Annotated in this window: 18 protein-coding genes and 1 pseudogene; 13 read left to right on the top strand and 6 right to left on the bottom strand. The window is 61.7% G+C overall.

Annotated features, from left to right (window positions below; genetic code table 11):
* Positions 1 to 100: 100 nt before the first annotated feature.
* A pseudogene (locus QF039_RS32705) lies at positions 101 to 310 on the top strand (MerR family DNA-binding protein); the annotation flags it as partial.
* Positions 311 to 455: 145 nt separating this feature from the next.
* On the opposite strand, the gene QF039_RS32700 reads toward QF039_RS32705, so the two are convergent.
* Together QF039_RS32700 and QF039_RS32695 are read right to left on the bottom strand one after the other, a co-directional pair.
* Positions 456 to 1,355 carry a PA4780 family RIO1-like protein kinase gene (locus QF039_RS32700; RefSeq protein ID WP_008438985.1) on the bottom strand — a complete coding sequence of 300 codons (900 nt, stop codon included), beginning with the start codon at positions 1,353 to 1,355 and terminating at the stop codon, positions 456 to 458.
* A gap of 151 nt (positions 1,356 to 1,506) precedes the next feature.
* Positions 1,507 to 2,784 carry an acetyl-CoA C-acetyltransferase gene (locus QF039_RS32695; protein WP_087693751.1) on the bottom strand — a complete coding sequence of 426 codons (1,278 nt, stop codon included), beginning with the start codon at positions 2,782 to 2,784 and terminating at the stop codon, positions 1,507 to 1,509.
* A 114-nt stretch (positions 2,785 to 2,898) separates the two neighbouring features.
* Between QF039_RS32695 and QF039_RS32690 the strand changes: the two genes are divergently transcribed.
* The 4 genes from QF039_RS32690 (at position 2,899) to QF039_RS32675 (ending at position 8,956) form a co-directional block, all read left to right on the top strand.
* Positions 2,899 to 4,251 carry a 3-oxoacyl-ACP reductase gene (locus QF039_RS32690; protein ID WP_307522673.1) on the top strand — a complete coding sequence of 451 codons (1,353 nt, stop codon included), beginning with the start codon at positions 2,899 to 2,901 and terminating at the stop codon, positions 4,249 to 4,251.
* Positions 4,252 to 4,253: 2 nt separating this feature from the next.
* The gene (locus QF039_RS32685) at positions 4,254 to 5,102 is read left to right on the top strand and encodes a MaoC family dehydratase (protein ID WP_003218642.1); all 849 of its coding nucleotides are present in this window, start codon (positions 4,254 to 4,256) and stop codon (positions 5,100 to 5,102) included.
* Between the two features lie 292 nt (positions 5,103 to 5,394).
* Positions 5,395 to 7,095 (top strand): collagen-like triple helix repeat-containing protein, encoded by a 1,701-nt coding sequence (locus QF039_RS32680; RefSeq protein ID WP_218647742.1) that lies wholly within the window; start codon positions 5,395 to 5,397, stop codon positions 7,093 to 7,095.
* Between the two features lie 175 nt (positions 7,096 to 7,270).
* Positions 7,271 to 8,956 carry a ShlB/FhaC/HecB family hemolysin secretion/activation protein gene (locus QF039_RS32675; protein WP_307522670.1) on the top strand — a complete coding sequence of 562 codons (1,686 nt, stop codon included), beginning with the start codon at positions 7,271 to 7,273 and terminating at the stop codon, positions 8,954 to 8,956.
* 115 nt (positions 8,957 to 9,071) lie between these two features.
* On the opposite strand, the gene QF039_RS32670 is transcribed toward QF039_RS32675, so the two are convergent.
* Together QF039_RS32670 and QF039_RS32665 are read right to left on the bottom strand one after the other, a co-directional pair.
* Positions 9,072 to 9,479 carry a response regulator gene (locus QF039_RS32670; protein WP_003212897.1) on the bottom strand — a complete coding sequence of 136 codons (408 nt, stop codon included), beginning with the start codon at positions 9,477 to 9,479 and terminating at the stop codon, positions 9,072 to 9,074.
* Positions 9,480 to 9,544: 65 nt separating this feature from the next.
* Complete coding sequence (locus QF039_RS32665; protein ID WP_008438993.1) at positions 9,545 to 9,736, bottom strand: Flp family type IVb pilin; 192 nt, start codon at positions 9,734 to 9,736, stop codon at positions 9,545 to 9,547.
* Between the two features lie 315 nt (positions 9,737 to 10,051).
* On the opposite strand from QF039_RS32665, the gene cpaB reads away from it, so the two are divergent.
* The 8 genes from cpaB to QF039_RS32625 are packed head-to-tail and all read left to right on the top strand — an operon-like array spanning position 10,052 to position 17,497.
* On the top strand, positions 10,052 to 10,987 hold the full coding sequence (cpaB, locus tag QF039_RS32660) for a Flp pilus assembly protein CpaB (protein ID WP_178903791.1): 936 nt from the start codon (positions 10,052 to 10,054) through the stop codon (positions 10,985 to 10,987).
* Between the two features lie 20 nt (positions 10,988 to 11,007).
* A complete protein-coding gene (locus tag QF039_RS32655) occupies positions 11,008 to 12,231 on the top strand; it encodes a type II and III secretion system protein family protein (protein ID WP_177039735.1) in 1,224 nt (407 codons plus the stop codon).
* A complete protein-coding gene (locus tag QF039_RS32650) occupies positions 12,228 to 13,418 on the top strand; it encodes a pilus assembly protein (RefSeq protein ID WP_307522664.1) in 1,191 nt (396 codons plus the stop codon). Before QF039_RS32655 ends, QF039_RS32650 begins: the two co-directional genes overlap by 4 nt.
* Positions 13,415 to 14,686, top strand: coding sequence for a CpaF family protein (locus QF039_RS32645; RefSeq protein ID WP_008438997.1), 1,272 nt, complete (start codon positions 13,415 to 13,417; stop codon positions 14,684 to 14,686). The genes QF039_RS32650 and QF039_RS32645 overlap by 4 nt, the downstream gene beginning before the upstream one ends.
* A gap of 11 nt (positions 14,687 to 14,697) precedes the next feature.
* Positions 14,698 to 15,582 carry a type II secretion system F family protein gene (locus QF039_RS32640; RefSeq protein ID WP_177022461.1) on the top strand — a complete coding sequence of 295 codons (885 nt, stop codon included), beginning with the start codon at positions 14,698 to 14,700 and terminating at the stop codon, positions 15,580 to 15,582.
* Between the two features lies 1 nt (position 15,583).
* On the top strand, positions 15,584 to 16,468 hold the full coding sequence (locus QF039_RS32635) for a type II secretion system F family protein (protein WP_087693099.1): 885 nt from the start codon (positions 15,584 to 15,586) through the stop codon (positions 16,466 to 16,468).
* Positions 16,469 to 16,479: 11 nt separating this feature from the next.
* Positions 16,480 to 17,202 (top strand): tetratricopeptide repeat protein, encoded by a 723-nt coding sequence (locus QF039_RS32630; protein WP_032899853.1) that lies wholly within the window; start codon positions 16,480 to 16,482, stop codon positions 17,200 to 17,202.
* A gap of 22 nt (positions 17,203 to 17,224) precedes the next feature.
* Positions 17,225 to 17,497: a DUF3613 domain-containing protein gene (locus QF039_RS32625; protein WP_177008343.1), complete on the top strand. Its 273-nt coding sequence runs from the start codon at positions 17,225 to 17,227 to the stop codon at positions 17,495 to 17,497.
* Here QF039_RS32625 and QF039_RS32620 read toward each other — a convergent pair.
* Together QF039_RS32620 and QF039_RS32615 are read right to left on the bottom strand one after the other, a co-directional pair.
* A complete protein-coding gene (locus QF039_RS32620; RefSeq protein WP_003212915.1) occupies positions 17,494 to 18,282 on the bottom strand; it encodes a response regulator transcription factor in 789 nt (262 codons plus the stop codon). The two genes, QF039_RS32625 and QF039_RS32620, sit on opposite strands and share 4 nt — an antisense overlap.
* A gap of 114 nt (positions 18,283 to 18,396) precedes the next feature.
* Complete coding sequence (locus tag QF039_RS32615) at positions 18,397 to 18,882, bottom strand: prepilin peptidase (RefSeq protein ID WP_003212917.1); 486 nt, start codon at positions 18,880 to 18,882, stop codon at positions 18,397 to 18,399.
* Between the last annotated feature and the right edge of the window lie 51 nt (positions 18,883 to 18,933).

Here is an 18,933-nt window from a genome sequence, read left to right as displayed (position 1 = left end):
CTCCCACATTTGGATATCCACTCGCCGTTGGATCACTGCATCCAGGGCGGCGGTGGCGGTTCTTCCGACGCCTTGCTCGGTGGCGCATCGTCTGTCGCACGAGTTGCTGACCCTCTGGCAGGACCGGGGCCGTGCGAGTGCCGACCTGAAGGCGCTGGCCCGCCAGCATATCGATGAGCTGAACCAGAAGATCCGCGAGTTGGGGCAGTTGCGCAATACGTTGCAAGACCTGGTGGAACACTGCCAGGGCGATCATCGGCCGGATTGCCCGATTCTCAAGGAGTTGGCGTCGGGCAGTTGTTGCACCTGAGCAAGTTTAACCAGGCATGCACGGAACCTAATGTGGGAGCGGGCTTGCTCGCGAATGCGGAGTGTCAGTCAATACATCAGTTGACTGAACCAGCGCTTTCGCGAGCAAGCCCGCTCCCACATTTGGATATCCACTCGCCGTTGGATCACTGCATCCAGGGCGGCGGTGGCGGTTCTTCCGACGCCTTGCTCGGTGGCGCATCGTCTGCCGCGCGAATCGCCTGGCGACGCTCTTCATCGAGCCGCGCCGCTTCGATCTCGCGGATAACACCGCCCACGTCAGCCAGCTCTTCCGGTTCGTCGAACTCGCCGGTCAACACACTGGCCGGGTGCAGCGTGCCGGCTTCATACAGCGCCCACATCTCCTTGGCGTACTTGGTCTTCTTCAATTCCGGGGCAAAGCGCCCGAAGTAGGAAGCCATGTTGCCCACATCCCGTTCCAGCATGCTGAACGCGTGGTTGTTGCCCGCTGCATCCACCGCCTGAGGCAGGTCGATGATCACCGGGCCCGTCGGCGTCAGCAGCACGTTGAACTCGGAAAGGTCACCGTGCACCAGGCCGGTACACAACATCAGCACGATCTGGGTAATCAGGAAGGCGTGGTATTCGCGGGCCTGGTCCGGCTCCAGCGTCACGTCGTTCAAACGTGGCGCCGCGTCGCCGTATTCATCGGCCACCAGCTCCATCAGCAGCACGCCTTCGAGGAAGTCGTACGGCTTGGGCACGCGAACACCCGCACCGGCCAGGCGAAACAGCGCCGCTACCTCAGCGTTCTGCCAGGCGTCTTCGGTTTCTTTCTTGCCGAACTTGGAGCCCTTGGCCATGGCCCGGGCCTGCCGGCTGTTGCGGACCTTGCGGCCTTCCTGGTATTCGGACGCCTGACGAAAACTTCGTTTATTCGCCTCCTTGTAGACCTTGGCGCAACGTAACTCGTTGCCGCAGCGCACCACGTAAACAGCTGCTTCTTTACCACTCATGAGTGGGCGCAGCACCTCGTCGACCAGACCGTCCTCGATCAGGGGTTCAATGCGTTTAGGAGTCTTCATCAGCTTTTATTGTGGGTCCTTTATTACCAAACACGCGTATGGCACTCGTTATACGGCAATCCTCTCGCCGCGGGGAGAGGGTACCGACCTTTGACCGCTTAAGAATGCATCCAATATGCCAAATTGACCGGCGGCCCGATCATAGCCGAGATCAGCGCTCAATAATCGCGGTGACGCCCTGGCCCCCGGCGGCGCAGATCGAGATCAGGCCCCGGCCCTTACCGGCTGCGTCCAGCAGCTTGGCCAGGTTGGCGACGATACGCCCGCCCGTGGCAGCAAACGGATGGCCGGCGGCCAATGAGCTGCCCTTGACGTTCAAGCGGCTGCGGTCGATAGAGCCCAGCGGTGCATCCAGCCCCAGGCGGGTCTTGCAGTATTCCGGATCTTCCCAGGCTTTCAGCGTGCACAACACTTGGGCAGCAAAGGCTTCGTGAATCTCGTAGTAATCGAAGTCCTGCAGGGTCAGGCCATTCCTCGCCAGCAGGCGAGGCACGGCGTACACCGGCGCCATCAGCAGGCCTTCGGCGCCGTTGACGAAATCCACCGCCGCCGCTTCGCCATCGCGCAGGTAGGCGAGAATCGGCAAGCCGCGCTCCTTGGCCCAGGCTTCACTGCCCAGCAGCACCAACGAGGCGCCATCGGTCAGCGGCGTCGAGTTACCGGCGGTGAGGGTGCCCTTTTCACTGCGCTCGAAGGCGGGCTTGAGGCTGGCGAGTTTTTCCAGGGTCAGGTCGGGGCGCAGGTTGTTGTCGCGGGTCAGGCCAAGAAAGGGCGTGAGCAAATCGTTTTGCCAGCCTTCGGCGTAGGACGCAGCCATTTTCTGATGGCTTTCCAGCGCCAACTGATCCTGCTCGGCGCGGGGGATCTGCCAGGTCTGCGCCATCAACTCGCAATGCTGGCCCATGGACAATCCGGTGCGCGGCTCGCCGTTGCGCGGCAGCTCCGGCTTGAGGTGATGGGGACGAAGTTGTAACAAGACTTTAAGTTTATCCGCCATGGATTTGCTGCGATTGGCTTGCAGCAGGATTTTGCGCAGGCCCTCATTCACCCCGATAGGCGCGTCGGACGTAGTGTCGACGCCGCCGGCAATCCCGCTTTCGATCTGCCCCAGCGCAATCTTGTTCGCCACCAGCAACGCGGCTTCCAGCCCCGTGCCACAGGCCTGCTGAATATCGTAGGCCGGGGTTTGCGGCGACAGGCGCGAGCCCAGCACGCACTCGCGGGTCAGGTTGAAGTCGCGGGAATGCTTGAGCACCGCCCCGGCGGCCACCTCGCCAATACGCAGGCCGTGCAGGTTGTAGCGTTCGATCAGGCCTTCGAGGGCGGCGGTCAACATCGCCTGGTTGCTCGCCGTGGCGTAAGGGCCGTTGGAGCGGGCGAAGGGGATGCGGTTACCGCCAATGATCGCTACACGGCGCAATTGAGTCATGGAAAGCTCCCTTGAGGTTATGGGGTGAATCTCTGAGCCTAGCCTAGGCTCAATCGAACGACTTTCACCTATTGATGGTCCACCGTTTGAACCCCAGCACTCGGAGAGCGTTCCATGTCTGACCGTTATATCGACTTCGCCAACTCCAGCCTCGGCCATCGCCTGGTCGCCGCCATTGGCCTGCCGTCACCGGTACGCCTGGAACGCTGGCAGGCCGGACGCCTGCGTCCGGTGGAGGGTGCACTGCTGATCGGCGGCGGCCCGCTGGCAACAAAAATCCTGCCATTCGCCAACAAGCTGACCGACGCTATCTATAGCTACGGCACCGAACCGTCGACGGCAACCACCTGGATTCCCGGCCACGGGCCCAAGCTCAAGGCCGTGGTATTTGACGCCAGCGAGTTGCAGCACACCGATCAACTCAAGCAGTTGCGGGAATTCTTTCAGCCGTTGATGAAGAACCTCGATCACAGCGCGCACCTGGTGATCCTTGGCCGTGCCCCGGAAAGCCTCGGCGACCCGTTTGCCGCCAGTGCCCAACGGGCCCTTGAAGGCTTCAGCCGGTCGCTGGCCAAAGAGCTGCGCAGCGGCGGCGTCCTGCAATTGCTGTACGTGGGCGACGGGGCCGAGGATCAATTGGAGGGTGCGTTGCGGTTCTTCCTCTCGCCGAAAAGTGCCTATATCTCCGGCCAGGTCATTCGCCTGAACCCTTGCGCGACTCAGGTCGCGGACTGGACGCGCCCGCTCGCCGGGCACAAGGCCCTGGTGACCGGCGCCGCCCGCGGCATCGGTGCCTCGATTGCCGAAACCCTGGCCCGCGACGGTGCCGAGGTGATCCTGCTGGACGTGCCACAAGCCAAGGCCGACCTCGATGCCCTGGCCGCGCGCCTGGGCGCCCGCAGCATCGCCCTGGATATCTGCGCCGAAGACGCCGCCACCCAACTGATCGAACACCTGCCGGACGGCATCGACATCGTGGTGCACAACGCCGGCATCACCCGCGATAAAACCCTGGCCAACATGACGCCGGAATATTGGGACGCAGTCTTGGCGGTCAATCTCAACGCGCCGCAAGTGCTGACCAAGGCGCTGCTGGACAGCGGCACCCTGCACGACAACGGTCGCGTGGTGCTGCTGGCATCCATCAGCGGCATCGCCGGCAACCGCGGGCAAACCAACTACGCCGCGAGCAAGGCCGGGCTGATTGGCCTGGCCCAGGCCTGGGCGCCGTTGCTCGGTGAGCGCGGGATCAGCATCAATGCCGTGGCCCCCGGTTTTATCGAAACCCAGATGACCGCACACATTCCCTTCGCCCTGCGTGAGGCCGGGCGCCGCATGAGTTCGCTGGGCCAGGGCGGCTTGCCCCAGGACGTCGCCGAGGCGGTGGCCTGGCTCGGCCAGCCGGGCTCGGGCGCGGTCAGCGGGCAGGCACTTCGGGTGTGCGGGCAAAGTCTATTGGGAGCGTAAGCATGGAGTGGCACACATTAGGCAGCACCCCGTTCCTGCCGCCGCTGTATTGGCGCGCGGCACTCAAGCGCAAGATCACCGGCACCACGCTGCCCGAGCAAGGGTTGCGCTGCCGGGTCAGTGTGAACCCCAGGGAAGTCGCGGCCTATCGCAAGGTCTGCGGGTTTGCCGACAGCCCGGTCTTGCCGGCCACCTATCCGCATATCCTGGCATTCGGCCTGCAGATGCAATTGCTCACCGACAAGGCATTTCCTTTCCCGCTGCTGGGATTGATCCACCTGAGCAACCGGATCCGCATCCTGCGCCCATTGGGCGGTGTGAGTGACTTGACGGTCGGCGTTTACGCGCAGAATTTGCAGCCCCATGCCAAGGGAGCGACATTCGATATTGTGACCACGGTCGAAGATTCACTGGGGCTACTGTGGGAAGCGCAAAGCCGGATGCTCTGTCGCGGTGTGAAACTCGATGGCGCAGCAACGGACAACCCGCTGCAACCCCCTGCTGCTGTCGCCGAACTGACCCGCTGGAAAGCCCCCGCCGATGTTGGCCGCCGCTACGCCCGGGTGTCCGGCGACTACAACCCGATTCATTTGAGCGCCCTCACTGCCAGGTTATTCGGCTTTCCCCAGGCCATCGCCCATGGGCTGTGGAACAAGGCCCGCACACTGGCGGCACTGAGTGAGCATTTGCCAGCCGCCAATCTCGAGATAGATGTCGAGTTTAAAAAGCCGGTGCGTTTGCCCAGTGAGGTAACGTTGTTCACGAGCGCCCCCGGCTCCAGCGGTGAGCTGCAACTTAAAGGCGCCGGGGACATTGAACACATGGTCGGCCGCTGGCGGCCCATCGCCTGATAAATTGTATATATACATCCTAAGTTATAGCGAGCTATCGATAGCTCGCTACTCTTATCAACTCATTGATTTTAATAAACCTACAACTTAAACACCGCCGCCTTCTACACCCTTGGTATTAGTCGTTAAGTAAACTAACTCTTCGTGTATATAAATCGTTAATACCAAGTTGAGCGTTGCGAGAGTGCGCACCCGGGACTGTTATAGCCATAACGGACGAATGTATCGCTGCCCCTAGAAACAGCGAACTTCGAAAACAACAAAGGCTGTACCAGGTGCAAGGAACTCAATCATGAAAACTCAAGTCGTGTTGTGGAAAGCAAGTACCGCGCTGGCCCTGATTCTGGCAGTAAGCCTCGGAGGCTGCAGCAGCGGTGGTGGTGGTCATCACAGTAGCGTCGCAGCCTCCTCTCCGGATGCTGGCGGCGGTACTGGCGGTGGAACAGGTGGAGGCACCGGCGGCGGTACCGGTGGTGGCACTGGCGGCGGCACTGATGGAGGTACCGGTGGTGGCACCGGCGGCGGCACTGGTGGAGGTACCGGCGGTGGTACTGGCGGCGGCACCGGTGGTGGCACCGGCGGCGGTACTGGTGGAGGTACCGGTGGTGGCACCGGCGGCGGCACTGGTGGAGGTACCGGCGGTGGTACCGGTGGCGGCACTGGCGGTGGTACTGGCGGCGGCACTGGCTCGACCACTCCCCTGGTCACCGGCCAGGTAGTAGGCGCTGTGGGCGGTGTCGTCGGTAATGTCGGCACCACGGTAGGTAACCTGGGCACGACCCTGACCACTGTTCCCATTGTCGGCACCACTGCCGGCGGGCTGGTCACCGCGACAGGCACCGCCGTCAACAGTATCGGCGGCGGCTTGAGCAACGGCCTGGGCACGCTGGGTACCAATAGCAACTCCGTGGGCACAACCGTTGCCGGTGTGGCCGATGGCGTTGCCGACCTGGGCACCGGCGTTTCCAACACCGGCAAATCCCTGGGCACCACCCTCGGCGGCATTCCCGTCGTCGGCGGCTTGACCGGTGGCGTGGGCGGTGCGGCAGGTGGCGTGGTTGATCAGGTCGGCCAGGCCGTCACCATGCTCGGCGATACCTTGAGCACTGCCAGCACCACCGGGCCATTGGGCAGCGTGACCAATACGGTGGGTAAAAGCGTATTGGTACCGGTGGTCTCCCTGGTGGAAAACACCACCGGCAACCTGGGCAATAAAACAGGCCTGGGCAACCCGGTCGGCGGCGTACTGGACAAAGTCGGCTCCACTGTCACCGGCCTTGGCGGCCAGGTGGCCAGCGCCGGCGGCGCAGGCAACCCTGTCGGGACACTCGTCGGTGGCGTGTTGACTGGCGTTGGCACCACCCTTGATAAGTCGAGCGGTTACGTCAACCCGGCCACCACGACCCCTCAATCGGGCCTGCCTGAACTCGTCGGCGGTCTTGTCGCCAACGTCGGCAACGGCCTGAATGCCGGCAACACCAACGGCACTGTCAGTGCAGCCGGTGTGACCGGCGGCCAAGTGGGTAACACCGTCGCGTCGCTCGGCACCCTGATCGGTGGCAATGGCGTGGCCAACACTGCAGCCACAGCTCCCGTTGCAGGCCTGGCGACCAATGTCGGCACCGCACTCAACCCAGTGACCTCGGGTGTTGCCAACCTGACGCAAAACATCGGCACCAGCACCGGTATCGGCGCACCGGTGAATGGTCTGGTTACCCAGGTCGGCGGCGCAGTCAGCAGCCTGGGCACCAACCTGACGGCGGCGAATGCCAATCCGGTGACTAACGCTGTGGGCGGTACCCTGAATGCCGTCGGCAATACCGTCGGCTCGGTGGGTGGCCTGGTAACCGGCGGCACCAGCAGTAACGGTGGCGGTTTGCTCGGTGGCTTGAACGTGGGTGCCGGTGCCACCGCTACGGGCACTGCCAATGCAAATGCAAACACAGGCGGCGGCCTGGGAGGTCTGCTCGGTGGGCTGACCGGCAAAAAATAGAATTGCACCTGGCCATTAGACGGCCTCCCCTACAGCGCCTACGCTTGGTTGAGACGAGAGATTCCAACGAGTCTCTCGTCTTTTTTATTGGCCAATGAATGGCTTTGCGAACCGTGTCCCAGAACCCGGCGGGCCTAGCGAAAACGCTGCAGCAGTTTTGACCATGGAGTGTCCTATGCGCGCCTTGACGCCTTTGTTTCTGCTCACCCTCATTGCTGCCAGCGTCCATGCCGAGACCCTGCCCAGCTACCTCAACAGCAACGACACCATTCGCAACCTGCCGGTACCCAACCTCCCCGCCGATGCCTATCGCCCGGTCACCCCACAGACCCAACTGCCCGAGCCGGCGGCAACCCAGGGCCAGCCATTGTTGATGGACACCAAAGTGACCATCCGCAAGCTGCAAATCGACGGTGGGACGATCTACCCGCTCCAGGATGTGGCCAAGGTTTTCGAACCGCTGATTGGCCATGAAACCAACCTGGCACAACTGATCGAAGCCACCCGCGGCATCACCCGCCGCTACCAGCAGGACGGCTACCTGTTGTCCTACGCGTACCTGCCCGACCAGCGCTTCGAAAACGGCCTGGTGCGCGTGGTGCTGGTGGAGGGCTACATCAAGGATTACAACGTGCAGGGCGACATTGGCTCGGTCTCGGCCTACGTCGACAAACTGGCGGCCAAGCTGCTGGCCGAGCGCCCGCTGACCCGCAAGACCTTCGAACGCTACACCACCTTGATGGGCCGCATTCCAGGTGTAACGCTGCAGGCGCAAGTACCGCCGCCGGGCACCACCGATGGCGGCACGCGCATGCAGATCCAGGCCTCGCGCAAACCCTTCACCAGCAGCATGAGCATGACGGACGACAGCCGTGGCGGCCTGCAAGCCCTGATCACCGGCACCAGCAATTCCCAGACATCCCTGGGCGAACAACTGAGCGTCAGCGGCCTGTTCCCGCCCGGCGAGGACAAGGAGCACTACTACCGCCTGGGCTACAGCCAGTTCGTGAATGCCGAGGGCACTCAACTGGTGGTCAACGCCGAGCGCTACCGCGCCGACCCGCGCAGCAACGTGCAGCTGGACGGCGGTTTTGAACTCAAGCCACACCAGGAGGTTGACCGCTACTCCGTCGGCCTCAGCCATCCGCTGATTGCCTCCCCTACCGAGTCATTGACCCTGGGCACGCGACTCTATGCCGTGGACCAGACCACCCGCTATCAACTAGTGGGTTTCCCGCAACGTTTCGACCTGGAAACCAACCTGCGCGCCCTGGCGTTCGAAGGTGACTGGCGCAAATCCGACACGCGCCAACTGCGCATTCTCAGCGCCGGCCTGTACCAGGGCATCGACGGCCTGGGCGCCAGCACCCGGAGTGACTTCGAGGGCATAAAACCCGACATCAACTTCTTCCGCCTGCGCGTCTCGGGCGTACAGAGCGACAAGTTCTTCGACAACTGGCAAGGCGTGGCATCGGGTGCCTTCTACTGGAGCAACGACACCCTGCCCGACAGCGAACGCGCGACGTTCGGCGGGCAGAATTTCGGGCGTGGCTACCCGGATGACCAGGGCTCGGGCGACAAGGGCTGGGGCGTGGCGTATGAGGTCAACTACAGCTTCAACCGCAGCGGTGAGTGGGTAAAAATCCTGCAGCCGTACGTGGTGCTCGACAAGGCCAAGACCTGGTTCAACGAACTGCCGGCCAAGGGCAACAACATGTCATCGGCAGCGGTGGGCCTGCGCTTCGGGGATAACAAGTACTACAACATCGCGCTGGAAGCGGCCAAGCCTATGTCGGACATCGCCCTCGACAGCTTCAATCGGCGGCCGCGGTATACCCTGAGTTTCAGCTACCAACTCTGAACCCTGTGGGAGCGAGCTTGCTCGCGAAGAACGTCCAGCCAACGCGGGGAACCAGACTGCCCGCGTTATCGTTGACGTTTTTCGCGAGCAAGCCCGCTCCCACACAAGCTCACTCCTACATCAATCTGATCTTGGGGATGGGGAAGAGGTTGTTGAGGGTATCGATCAAGCGCACCAGGTAGATCGGCTTGCGGAACAGGTCCAGCACCTGCAGGCGCAGCATGTCACTGACATCATCCATCTCGGCGTGGCCGGACATGACGATCACCGGCAAGTGCTGGCGAGCGGTGTGTTCGCGCAGACGCTTGATCAAGGAAATACCACTTTCCTCGGGCATGCGCAGGTCGGTAATCACCAGTGCGATATCGGGGTGCAGGGTCAGCTCCTGCAAGGCAAAGGTGACCGAGGTCGCGGTAAAACAGACAAAGCCTTCATTCTCCAGCGACTCGGCCAGTTCAATAAGGGCGTCCTCTTCGTCATCCACCAAAAGGATTTGTTGCCGGGGAGCCGAAGAGGAGTTCATGTGGAAATGCCTGATACGCAATAGATCATTCAGCGGAACCTGCACGTTTTAGGCGAGTACCGGGGTCAGGTATGAATGCCGGCCTGTATCGAGTTGAAGACGCCGGTTATGGCCGTCCGGATAGGTGTAATAAAAGCAGCCAGCGCCACAGCGACCATCGCCGCAACCAGTGCGTATTCGATACCCGATGCGCCCTCTTTGGAATAGAAAAAAATCTGGACTTTGATGAAACCCATGCGAATAAGATCAAGGAACATAATGACTTCTCCTTTGCGCCCACGGCGCTGGTATCGCGGCATCACAAAAATGATTTCGGTGTGCCACTAGAGCATTGTCAACAAACCCCAGACCAACAACTGTAAGAACTGATTAATCACAAAGTATTAGTCGGCCGGCTGACGCCAAAAATCCCACTTTCGCAGAGGTTTCTGGAGATATTTTTCGCCCGGTAATGGCGTTTTGTCTTAGCTGAACTACCTTCAAATAGCGAAATAGTTAGAAGCTTGAAGCGATCCGGATACGCAAGCATTAGTGGGAACAGCAGTGGATGCAGCAGGAAAGGGAGAGCCTTCATGAACAGTCGGATTAGCTTGATCCTCGCCGGGCTGCTGTTGGTAGGTGCACTGATTGCAGGCTACTGGGGCCTGGTACTCAGCCGCCCTGCCCCTGTCGCACCGCCCGTGCCTCAATCACCTGAAGTCGTGCAACCCGTCGCCGAAGACCAGACCCGCCAACCCGTGGTGGTGCTGGCCCATGACGTTGCACCTTTTGTTGCGCTCACCGCCGCCGACCTGACCCTGGAAAAACTGCGCACGGTTCCCGCCGGCAGCCTCACCAGCCTCGACCAGGCCGTGGGCAAGATCCCGTGGCGGCCGCTGTCGGCCGGGACCTGGCTGACCGAGGAGAGCTTCAACTCCGGCGGCACCGTGGCGCGAATGATCCGCCCTAACGAACGCGCGCTTGCCGTCGCCGTGGATGAAGTGATCGGCGCCAGCGGGCAACTCTCCCCGGGGGACTATGTGGACGTCCTGCTCTTCCTGCGCCAGGAAGCCAGCAACCCGCAGCAGTCCGCACAAATCGTGGTGCCCGCCTTGCGCCTGCTGGGCGTCGGCGATCAACTGGGGCTGACCAACGACGGCACGCCCGGCTCCGTGCCACCGACTACCCCGGACGAAAAACTCAAGGCGCAGCAGAGTCGCGCCAGCGCGCGCACGGTACTCCTCGCCGTACCGGAGGAGCTCCTGAGCCGGCTGATGCTCGCAGCCCAGTCCGGCGTACTGCGCCTGGCTGTACGCAGTGCCGACGAACAACTGCTGAGCCAATACTGGGCCGGTGAAACGGAGTCCGCGACCCACCTGGAAAACACCCGGCGCGAGCTCTACCAGTTCAACCAGCTGGCATTCAGTACAGCGCCCGTCAACGGCCTGAGTCCCGCCGGCAATGGTGCGCCAAGGCGTTCAGGCGTCGAAGTAATACGTGGCAATCAGGTTACCCAACAAACGCCCTGAAAGAGCTAAGGATGCCTTGAATGAGCAGTCGTTTCGTGTGGTCTTTTTCGCGAATTTTCTGGGCACTTCTCACCCTGAGCCTGCCTGTCGGCGTTGCACTGGCAGCACCCGGCAACTGCACGGGCCTGGGCCAGCTGCCGCCGGTGCTGGAGGTGGGTGAAGGCGCTCAACAGGCTATCCAGTCGCCGGTGCCGATTACGCGGCTGGCCATTGGCGATCCGAAAGTGGCCGATGTGCAGGTCAACGGCAACCAGGCGTTCCTGCTCACCGGCATCGCCTCGGGCACCACCAGCCTGATGGTCTGGACGGCCTGCTCCAGCAGCCCGCGCCAAAGCATGGTGTTCGTCAAGGGCAAGGCCACGTCGGCCCTGACCAGCCTGGCCCTGGCGCCGTCCGATGACCCGACCCTGCCCAGCCAGGTGCAAACCGACATCCGCTTTGTGGAAGTGAGCCGCACCAAACTCAAGGAGGCCAGTACCTCGATCTTTGGCCGGGGCGGCAACTTTCTGTTCGGCGCCCCGAACAATGTTGCCAACCCCGCGGCCACAGGATTCCGTGGGCTCCCGGTGAACAACGACACCTTCAACATCGGCTTTGGCGGCGGCCGTGTCTCGGCCATGATCAACGCCCTGGAAAGCAGCGGCTTTGCCTACACCCTGGCCCGGCCGAGCCTGGTGGCGCTCAGTGGCCAAAGTGCGACCTTCCTCGCCGGTGGTGAAGTACCGATCCCGGTGCCCAGCAGCGGCAGCAACACCATCTCCATCGAATACAAAGAGTTCGGTATTCGCCTGACCCTGACCCCGACCGTCATCGACCATGGGCGGATTTCCCTGAAGGTCGCGCCAGAGGTCAGTGAGCTGGACTACACCAACGCGGTCAACATCCAGGGTATCTCCGTGCCGGCGCTGACCATCCGGCGCACCGACACCAGCATCTCCCTGGCCGACGGCGAAAGCTTTGTGATCAGCGGCCTGATCAGCACCAACAACACTTCCAGCGTCAGCAAATTCCCGGGCCTGGGTGACATCCCGATCCTCGGTGCATTCTTTCGCGACTCCAGCATCAATCGCCAGGAAAAAGAGCTGCTGATGATCGTCACCCCGCACCTCGTGCAGCCCTTGGCGGCCAACGCCCAACTGCCTTCGTTGCCAGGGGAAAAGCTGCGCAATTACGACCCTAACTGGTACCGCCTGTATTTCCTCGAAAACGGCAATTTCGACCGCCGCAGTGGACTGTCCGAATGAGTGAGAGCCTGAGCCAGACCTTTTTGGCAATTACCCGCAACACCACGGATCTGGAATGGCTTCAGGGCGCACTCGCGCCCCTGGGGCAAGTGGTCAGCGCCGGTGCCGGCAGCCTCGACGAACTGTTGGCACTGGTAGACGTGACGTTCGCCAACCTGGTGTTCATCGGCCTGGACCGGGAACACGTCACCACCCAGTGCGCCCTGATCGAAGGTGCCCTGGAGGCCAAGCCGATGCTTGCCATCGTGGCCTTGGGCGATGGCATGGACAACCAGCTTGTACTGAACGCGATGCGCGCCGGCGCACGGGATTTCGTGGCCTATGGCTCGCGCTCCAGTGAGGTTGCCGGCCTGGTTCGGCGCCTGAGCAAACGCTTGCCGGCGGTCACCCCGAATACCCATTTGGGCGGACTGACCGTGCTCTACGGCACCCAAGGCAATGCCGACGGCGCGCTGATCGCCAGCCACCTGGCGCTGGTGGTGCAAAAAAGCGGGCAGCAAACGCTGTTGCTCGACCTGGGCCTGCCACTCGCTGACAGCCTCGCACTGCTGGGGCTGGAGAGTTCTTTTCATTTCGGCGACGCCCTGCGTCACTTGCGGCGCCTGGACTCAACCCTGATCAACAGCGCCTTCACCACGGCCGAAGCCGGTCTGCGCATCCTCGCCTACCACAACAACGACGACCCCCTGGAACGGACCAGCGCGGCCGAGCTGTACATGTTGCTCAGCGCCCTGCGCCAGCACTTCCAGCACATCGTGGTGAACCTGACCGGCCAACCCGACAGCGAAGCCTTGCGCACCTTTGTCAGCCATTGCGACAAACTGCTGTGGTGCACCGACCAAAGCGTGCCGGACTGCCGCCGCAACCTGGCCGTACTCAACCTGTGGCGGGAAAAAGGCATGAAACTCGACCATGCCCGCCTGCTGGTGGACCGCTACCTCAAAGGGGCCGCCCCGGACTCGGAGGCATTGGGCAAGAGCTTCGGGCTGGAGGTAATCGCCGTCCTGCCCTGGAGCCCGGAAGTGCGCCTGAGTGCCAAGAACCAGGCCCAGACCCTGTTCGCCCTGGCCCCACGGGAAGCCCTGACACAGACGTTGCGCGGCTTGGGTGAGCGCCTGGCAAAACGCTCCGAGGGCCTGGAAAAACCCTCCACCAATTGGCTCAACCGCCTTCTGAGGACCAAATGAACGGCGAGAAGCTGTTTGGCGTCGCCCCGCGCGGCAATGTCGGCAACACCGATCACGACGGCCTGAAGCTGGTGCTGCATCGCTACATCATCGATGCCATCGAGGATTCGGGAAAAAATCTGCTGGAAGGCACACGCCAGTCCCTGGCGCAGTTTGTGATCGACAAGGTGGCCGAATACATCACACGTATGCACTTGGCGATTTCCCGCTATGAGATGGAGCGCCTGGCCGAAGAGATCGTCGATGAGCTGACCGGTTTCGGCCCGCTGGAAGTGCTGCTGCGCGACCCGACCGTCACCGAGATCCTGGTCAACGGCCCGCATCGGGTATTCGTCGAACGCGATGGCCTGCTGCAACAAAGTGACTTGCGCTTCATTGACGACCACCATGTCGAGCGGGTCATGCAGCGCATCCTCGCACCCCTGGGACGCCGGCTGGATGAGTCGTCGCCGATGGTCGATGCGCGCCTGCCCGATGGCAGCCGGGTCAATGCGATCATTCCGCCGATTGCCCTGGACGGGCCGTGCCTGTCGATTCGAAAGTTTCGCAAGGACATGCTTAAAAGCAGCGACCTGGTGGCCATGCAAACCATCGACCAGGCCATTTTCGATTTTTTCAAGGAAGCCGTCGGCAAGCGCTGCAACATCCTGATCAGCGGCGGTACCGGCACCGGTAAAACCACACTGCTGAACATTCTCAGCCAGTTGATCAACCCCCGCGAGCGCCTGGTCACCATCGAAGACGTGGCCGAGTTGCAACTGGGCCATCCCCACGTTGTGCGCCTGGAAACCCGCCCGCCCAATGCCGAGGGGCATGGGGAAGTGAAGGCCAGTGACTTGATCCGCAACGCCCTGCGGATGCGCCCCGACCGCATCATCCTCGGCGAGATCCGGGGCGTGGAGGTCATCGATGTGTTGACCGCCATGAACACCGGCCACGACGGCTCGATGAGTACCGTGCACGCCAACAACGCCCAGGACGCCTTGCTGCGCCTGGAAACCCTGGTGGGCCTGACCGGCCGGGTCGTCGCGGAAAAAACCCTGCGGCAAATGATCTGCGCGGCGCTGGATGTGGTGATCCAGCTGACGCGCCTGCCCGATGGCCGCCGCTGTGTCAGCGAAGTGGTGGAAGTGGTGGGCATCCGCGAAGACGTGTACGTCACCAACACCCTGTTTCGCCACGACAAGCGCACCGGCTTTGGCTTCCTGCGCGAAGCGGTCAACCCGGCCGGTGACAAGTTGCGTCACGAAGGTCACCTGCCGGTGTAGGAGGCAACCCGATGATCGGTCCGATTCTGCTCGCCCTGCTCGCCGTGGCCCTTCTGGTGCTGGGGATAAGCCTGATGCGCAACGGTTTGCGCAAGGCCCAGACCGACCGGGTATTGGAACGCCTGGCCGAAGGGCAACCCCAGGCCATGAAAGACAACGCGGTGACCACCAGCCTGGAACGCACGTTTATCCGTGCAGGCCTCGGCCGGCCAACCGAGCGCCTCGGCCTGTGGCTGACCCTGTGGGCCTTTGGCGCCCTGCTGGGGGGGCTCGTGGGCCAGTGGATAGGCTTGTTTGTGATGGTGGCGGCACCGCCCTTGGCACTGCGCCTGTACATCGCCGTACGCTACCAGCGGCGGCTGCGCCGGATGATCGAACAACTCCCGCAATTGCTCGATCACGCCGTACGCAGCCTGAAATCCGGACGCACCCTGGCGGACGCCATCCTGAGCGGAATCGATGCCAGTGACGACCCGTTGAAAAAGTCCATGGGTCGTATCAAGCGCAATGTGCAATTGGGTGTCAGCCTGCCGGAGGCCGCTCATGACTATGCCGAGTTTTATGAACAGGATGAATTGCGCCTGTTTGCCCTGGGCCTCAAGGTCAACCACCGCTACGGCGGCAACGCCAGTGAGCTGCTGGAAAACCTGATCAAGATGATCCGCGAGCGCGACCAGGGCGCACGGCAATTACGCGCCATGACCGGTGAAACCCGGGTGACCGCGCTGGTGCTGGCGGTACTGCCGGTGAGTGTCGCGGGCTACTTCCTGCTCGTTAATCCGACGTACCTGATGGCCATGTGGGATGACCACAGCGGCCAACGCCTGATGCTCGGTGCGTTCGCCTTGCAAGTCATCGGATGCGTGGCGCTGTGGCGCATGTTGCGGAGTATCTGAGATGGCGATACTGATCAGTGCCGTATTGTTTCTTGCCGCGTTATCACTGCTGCTGGCGAATATCCTGAGCAGTCGTCGTCAACAACGCGTGGTCGCCCAGCGGCTGCAGGGCGAGCCAAGCCGCAATGACAAAATGAGTGAGTGGTTGCACCAGTTGGGCAGCACCCGGATCGGCCAGCGCACCATCAGCCTCGATAACGAAACCCAAATCCTGCTCAACCGCATGGGCTGGAGAAAAACCAGCCAACGCTCGATGTTCGCCGCTTGCCAGATCGGTTCACCGATAGTTTTGCTGGGGCTGACCGCGATGACACTGGAGCTGTTCTTTCCCGGCACCGAGCATGAGTTTGTGATCTCCCTGCTGGGCCTGATCATCGGCTACCTGCTGCCCAAGCGAATACTGGTGGCACTCGCCAAAAGGCGCCAGGGGAAAATCTCCCGGGAAGTAGCGACCTTCATCCCCCTGGTGCGCATTCTGTTTGAGTCAGGCATGGCCGTGGAGCAGGCGCTGCGGGTCATGGCCTACGACGCGCAAAAGTTGCTGCCGGTACTGACCGCCGAACTGCGCCTGGTGCTGGCACGCGTCGATTCCGGGCTGGAGTTGGGGGAGGAATTGAACAAGGCCAGCCAGATGCTGGACGTCGATGAACTCAGCGACACGTGCCTGATCCTCCAGCAGCTTCTGCATCAGGGCGGCGGGGCGATGAAGTCGCTGCAATCGCTCAAGCAGTTGCTGGATGACCGGCGCCTGACCCGCCTGCAGGAATACATTTCCAAGATGTCCGCCAAAATGTCCGTGGTGATGATGCTGTTCCTGTTTCCCGCATTACTGATCGTATTGGCCGGCCCTGGCTTTATCGCCATCGCCAAAGCCTTCGTGCCTTGAGAGGACATGCAATGAAGACATTGATGGTCGCCTGCAGCCTGTTGTTGTTAAGTGGTTGCGCCAGTAACGGGCAACTGCCGTGGGCGGGTTTCAGCGCGCAGGGCAGTTGTGCCAAGCCCAACTCCAATCAGGAGTTATCGCTGAACCTGGCCGACGACATGGCCAACGAGGGCAAGCTGCACGCCAGCCTGGCCAACCTGCAAAACCTGCCGGACAACCTGCCCCAGGTGCGCCAGCGCCAGGCCAAGGTGTACCGCCTGCTGGGCCGCAGCGAAGCCGAACCGTTGTACCGCAGCCTGCTCGGCACCTGCATGGCTGCCGAAGGCGAGCACGGGCTCGGCCAGCTGGCAGCGGCCAGGGGAGACAACGGCCAGGCCATGGCGCACTTGCAACGCGCGGCCAGGATGTCGCCCACCGACGAGAAAATCCGCAACGACCTGGGCGTGGTGTACCTCAATCAACGGCGCGTGGAAGATGCACGCTTCGAATTCCTGACGGCCATGGAGCTCAAGCAGAGCGATCAACTGGCGGCGATCAATCTGGTGACGCTGATGATCTACCAGGACAACTGGGAACAAGCCGCGCAAGTGGCCAGCCGCATGGGCCTGAGCCCGGAACAAGTGACGCAAGCCCAGGCCCGGGCGCAGCAACTCAAGGCGCCCGTCTCACCGACGACAGCGCCAAAAGATCAGGTCGCAACCGTAGGCGACGTGCTGCAAGCGCCGGTCAAATAGGTCTCTAAAGGGAGTACACACGATGAAATTCACACTGCTCGCCACGCTGCTGTTCGCCAGCCTGCCGCTGACGGTACTGGCTATTGAGCCGGGGCCTTCTTCGCCACAGCAAAAACAGACCGAAGGCTGGCTGCAACTGCAGGTCAGTGGCGAACGCGCATCTCCCATCCGGCAGAAGGCCACGCCCGCTGAACGCGACCAGGCCATGCAACGCCTGCTGGACAGTTACAAATACCCTATTCCTGAGTACTACGACCAGAAACTGGGCGGCAACACCCCAGGCAGCAACAACTAATGCGCAGTGACGCGCTGGCGCGCCGCAGAATTGTTCGGCGATAACGCCAGCGCCAACTGGGTTCGGTTGTGCATATGGGTCAGGCGCAGCACTTGGGACACGTAGAGTTTCACGGTGTTTTCAGTGATGCCCAGTTCACAGGCAATCTGGTAGTTGGTCTGGCCCTTGCCTACCAGCCTTGCGACATCCAGTTGGCGGGGCGACAACTGATTGAAGATCGCCGGTATTTCAACCCGGTCAGTATCGCTGACTTCACCCTCGGCTTCAGTCGACAGGCCGGATTGCGGACTGCTGCGCACCTTGTCGAGGTCATGATAAAGGTCATCGATGGACGCCGAGAGAAACTGCAGCTTCTGGTTCAGGTGCCCCAGGTCGAGATCTTTCTGCCGGTCCTGCAGCGCGACCACCTGGCGTTGCAACCCTTCGAGCAGCTCGCCCAAATTGATCGGCTTCTGGTAGTAATCGGCAATCCCGGCGCGCAAGGCCTTGATCACGTCCTGCTTGTCTGCACGCCCGGTCAGCATGATGGCCTCAAAGACCCGTTGCTTGCCGGCCAGGTGTTGCAGGGCCTGGACCAGTTCGATGCCATCCATCTCGGGCATATGCAGATCGCACAGCACCAGGCCGATCTCGGCATCGTCGCGAAAACGCTCGATGGCTTCCTGGCTGGATGCGCAAGGGACGCAACGGTAACCGTTGCTTTCAAGAAATTCGCAAAGCTCTTCCACGATCAAAGGCTGATCGTCCACCACGAGCACTTTCACTTGAGAGGTAAGCTTGTTCACGCGCTACTCCATGCCTGGCAAGCAAAAGGACCGATGTATCCATTCCGACCATTTTTTCTATACAACTTACCCATAAACGTAGACGTACTTTCCTACTATGTACATAGCAATACCCTACGTGGCGACTAATGGGATCCAAAACCAGGACAGGCAAAAACCGATCAGTAAAAACGGCACGAACGGCTGCCTGGCCGAATGTGCCGGATCAAGGTACTGCAAGGTATTCCTAAGCCCTTGATTCATCAGCGGCCACACCCTTGGCGCCAGCAACAGCCAGGCTGCGCTCGCGAGGCCGGCGCCGATAAAAGTGCCCAGTACGTAGAGGTAGTCGGTTGCCAGCCCCAATGCCGCGATCAGCTTCACGTCACCGGCGCCCAGGCGGCCCAGCGCGTACCCCGGCAGGGTGAACAACAACGCCAGGACAAAGGCCACGCCGCCCTCGACAGCCGGCGCACCGAGCCAGGTCGTACCGCTCCAGAACAGGTAACCCAACGCCAGCAAGGCTGCGCCGAGGGTCAAACGGTTGGAGACCTGACGTAGACGGATATCTTGCACAGCGCACAGCGCGAGCCAAACGACCAGGACGAGGCTTTGAATCACGTAAAAAAAATCCCTTTTTGCTGAATGATTCTATGCTGATATCAGGTAGTA

It is taken from the genome of Pseudomonas sp. W2I6 (assembly GCF_030815935.1).
Lineage (GTDB): Bacteria > Pseudomonadota > Gammaproteobacteria > Pseudomonadales > Pseudomonadaceae > Aquipseudomonas.
The sequence above is the reverse complement of the archived record's forward strand: the minus strand, read 5'-3'. Positions and strand labels throughout refer to the sequence as shown.

Excerpts from the sequence above, each read along its gene's own strand:
- QF039_RS32700 (WP_008438985.1), bottom strand. The coding sequence starts at position 1,355 with ATGAAGACTCCTAAACGCATTGAACCCCTGATCGAGGACGGTCTGGTC.
- QF039_RS32695 (WP_087693751.1), bottom strand. The coding sequence starts at position 2,784 with ATGACTCAATTGCGCCGTGTAGCGATCATTGGCGGTAACCGCATCCCC.
- QF039_RS32690 (WP_307522673.1), top strand. The coding sequence starts at position 2,899 with ATGTCTGACCGTTATATCGACTTCGCCAACTCCAGCCTCGGCCATCGC.
- QF039_RS32685 (WP_003218642.1), top strand. The coding sequence starts at position 4,254 with ATGGAGTGGCACACATTAGGCAGCACCCCGTTCCTGCCGCCGCTGTAT.
- QF039_RS32680 (WP_218647742.1), top strand. The coding sequence starts at position 5,395 with ATGAAAACTCAAGTCGTGTTGTGGAAAGCAAGTACCGCGCTGGCCCTG.
- QF039_RS32675 (WP_307522670.1), top strand. The coding sequence starts at position 7,271 with ATGCGCGCCTTGACGCCTTTGTTTCTGCTCACCCTCATTGCTGCCAGC.
- QF039_RS32670 (WP_003212897.1), bottom strand. The coding sequence starts at position 9,479 with ATGAACTCCTCTTCGGCTCCCCGGCAACAAATCCTTTTGGTGGATGAC.
- QF039_RS32665 (WP_008438993.1), bottom strand. The coding sequence starts at position 9,736 with ATGTTCCTTGATCTTATTCGCATGGGTTTCATCAAAGTCCAGATTTTT.
- cpaB (WP_178903791.1), top strand. The coding sequence starts at position 10,052 with ATGAACAGTCGGATTAGCTTGATCCTCGCCGGGCTGCTGTTGGTAGGT.
- QF039_RS32655 (WP_177039735.1), top strand. The coding sequence starts at position 11,008 with ATGAGCAGTCGTTTCGTGTGGTCTTTTTCGCGAATTTTCTGGGCACTT.
- QF039_RS32650 (WP_307522664.1), top strand. The coding sequence starts at position 12,228 with ATGAGTGAGAGCCTGAGCCAGACCTTTTTGGCAATTACCCGCAACACC.
- QF039_RS32645 (WP_008438997.1), top strand. The coding sequence starts at position 13,415 with ATGAACGGCGAGAAGCTGTTTGGCGTCGCCCCGCGCGGCAATGTCGGC.
- QF039_RS32640 (WP_177022461.1), top strand. The coding sequence starts at position 14,698 with ATGATCGGTCCGATTCTGCTCGCCCTGCTCGCCGTGGCCCTTCTGGTG.
- QF039_RS32635 (WP_087693099.1), top strand. The coding sequence starts at position 15,584 with ATGGCGATACTGATCAGTGCCGTATTGTTTCTTGCCGCGTTATCACTG.
- QF039_RS32630 (WP_032899853.1), top strand. The coding sequence starts at position 16,480 with ATGAAGACATTGATGGTCGCCTGCAGCCTGTTGTTGTTAAGTGGTTGC.
- QF039_RS32625 (WP_177008343.1), top strand. The coding sequence starts at position 17,225 with ATGAAATTCACACTGCTCGCCACGCTGCTGTTCGCCAGCCTGCCGCTG.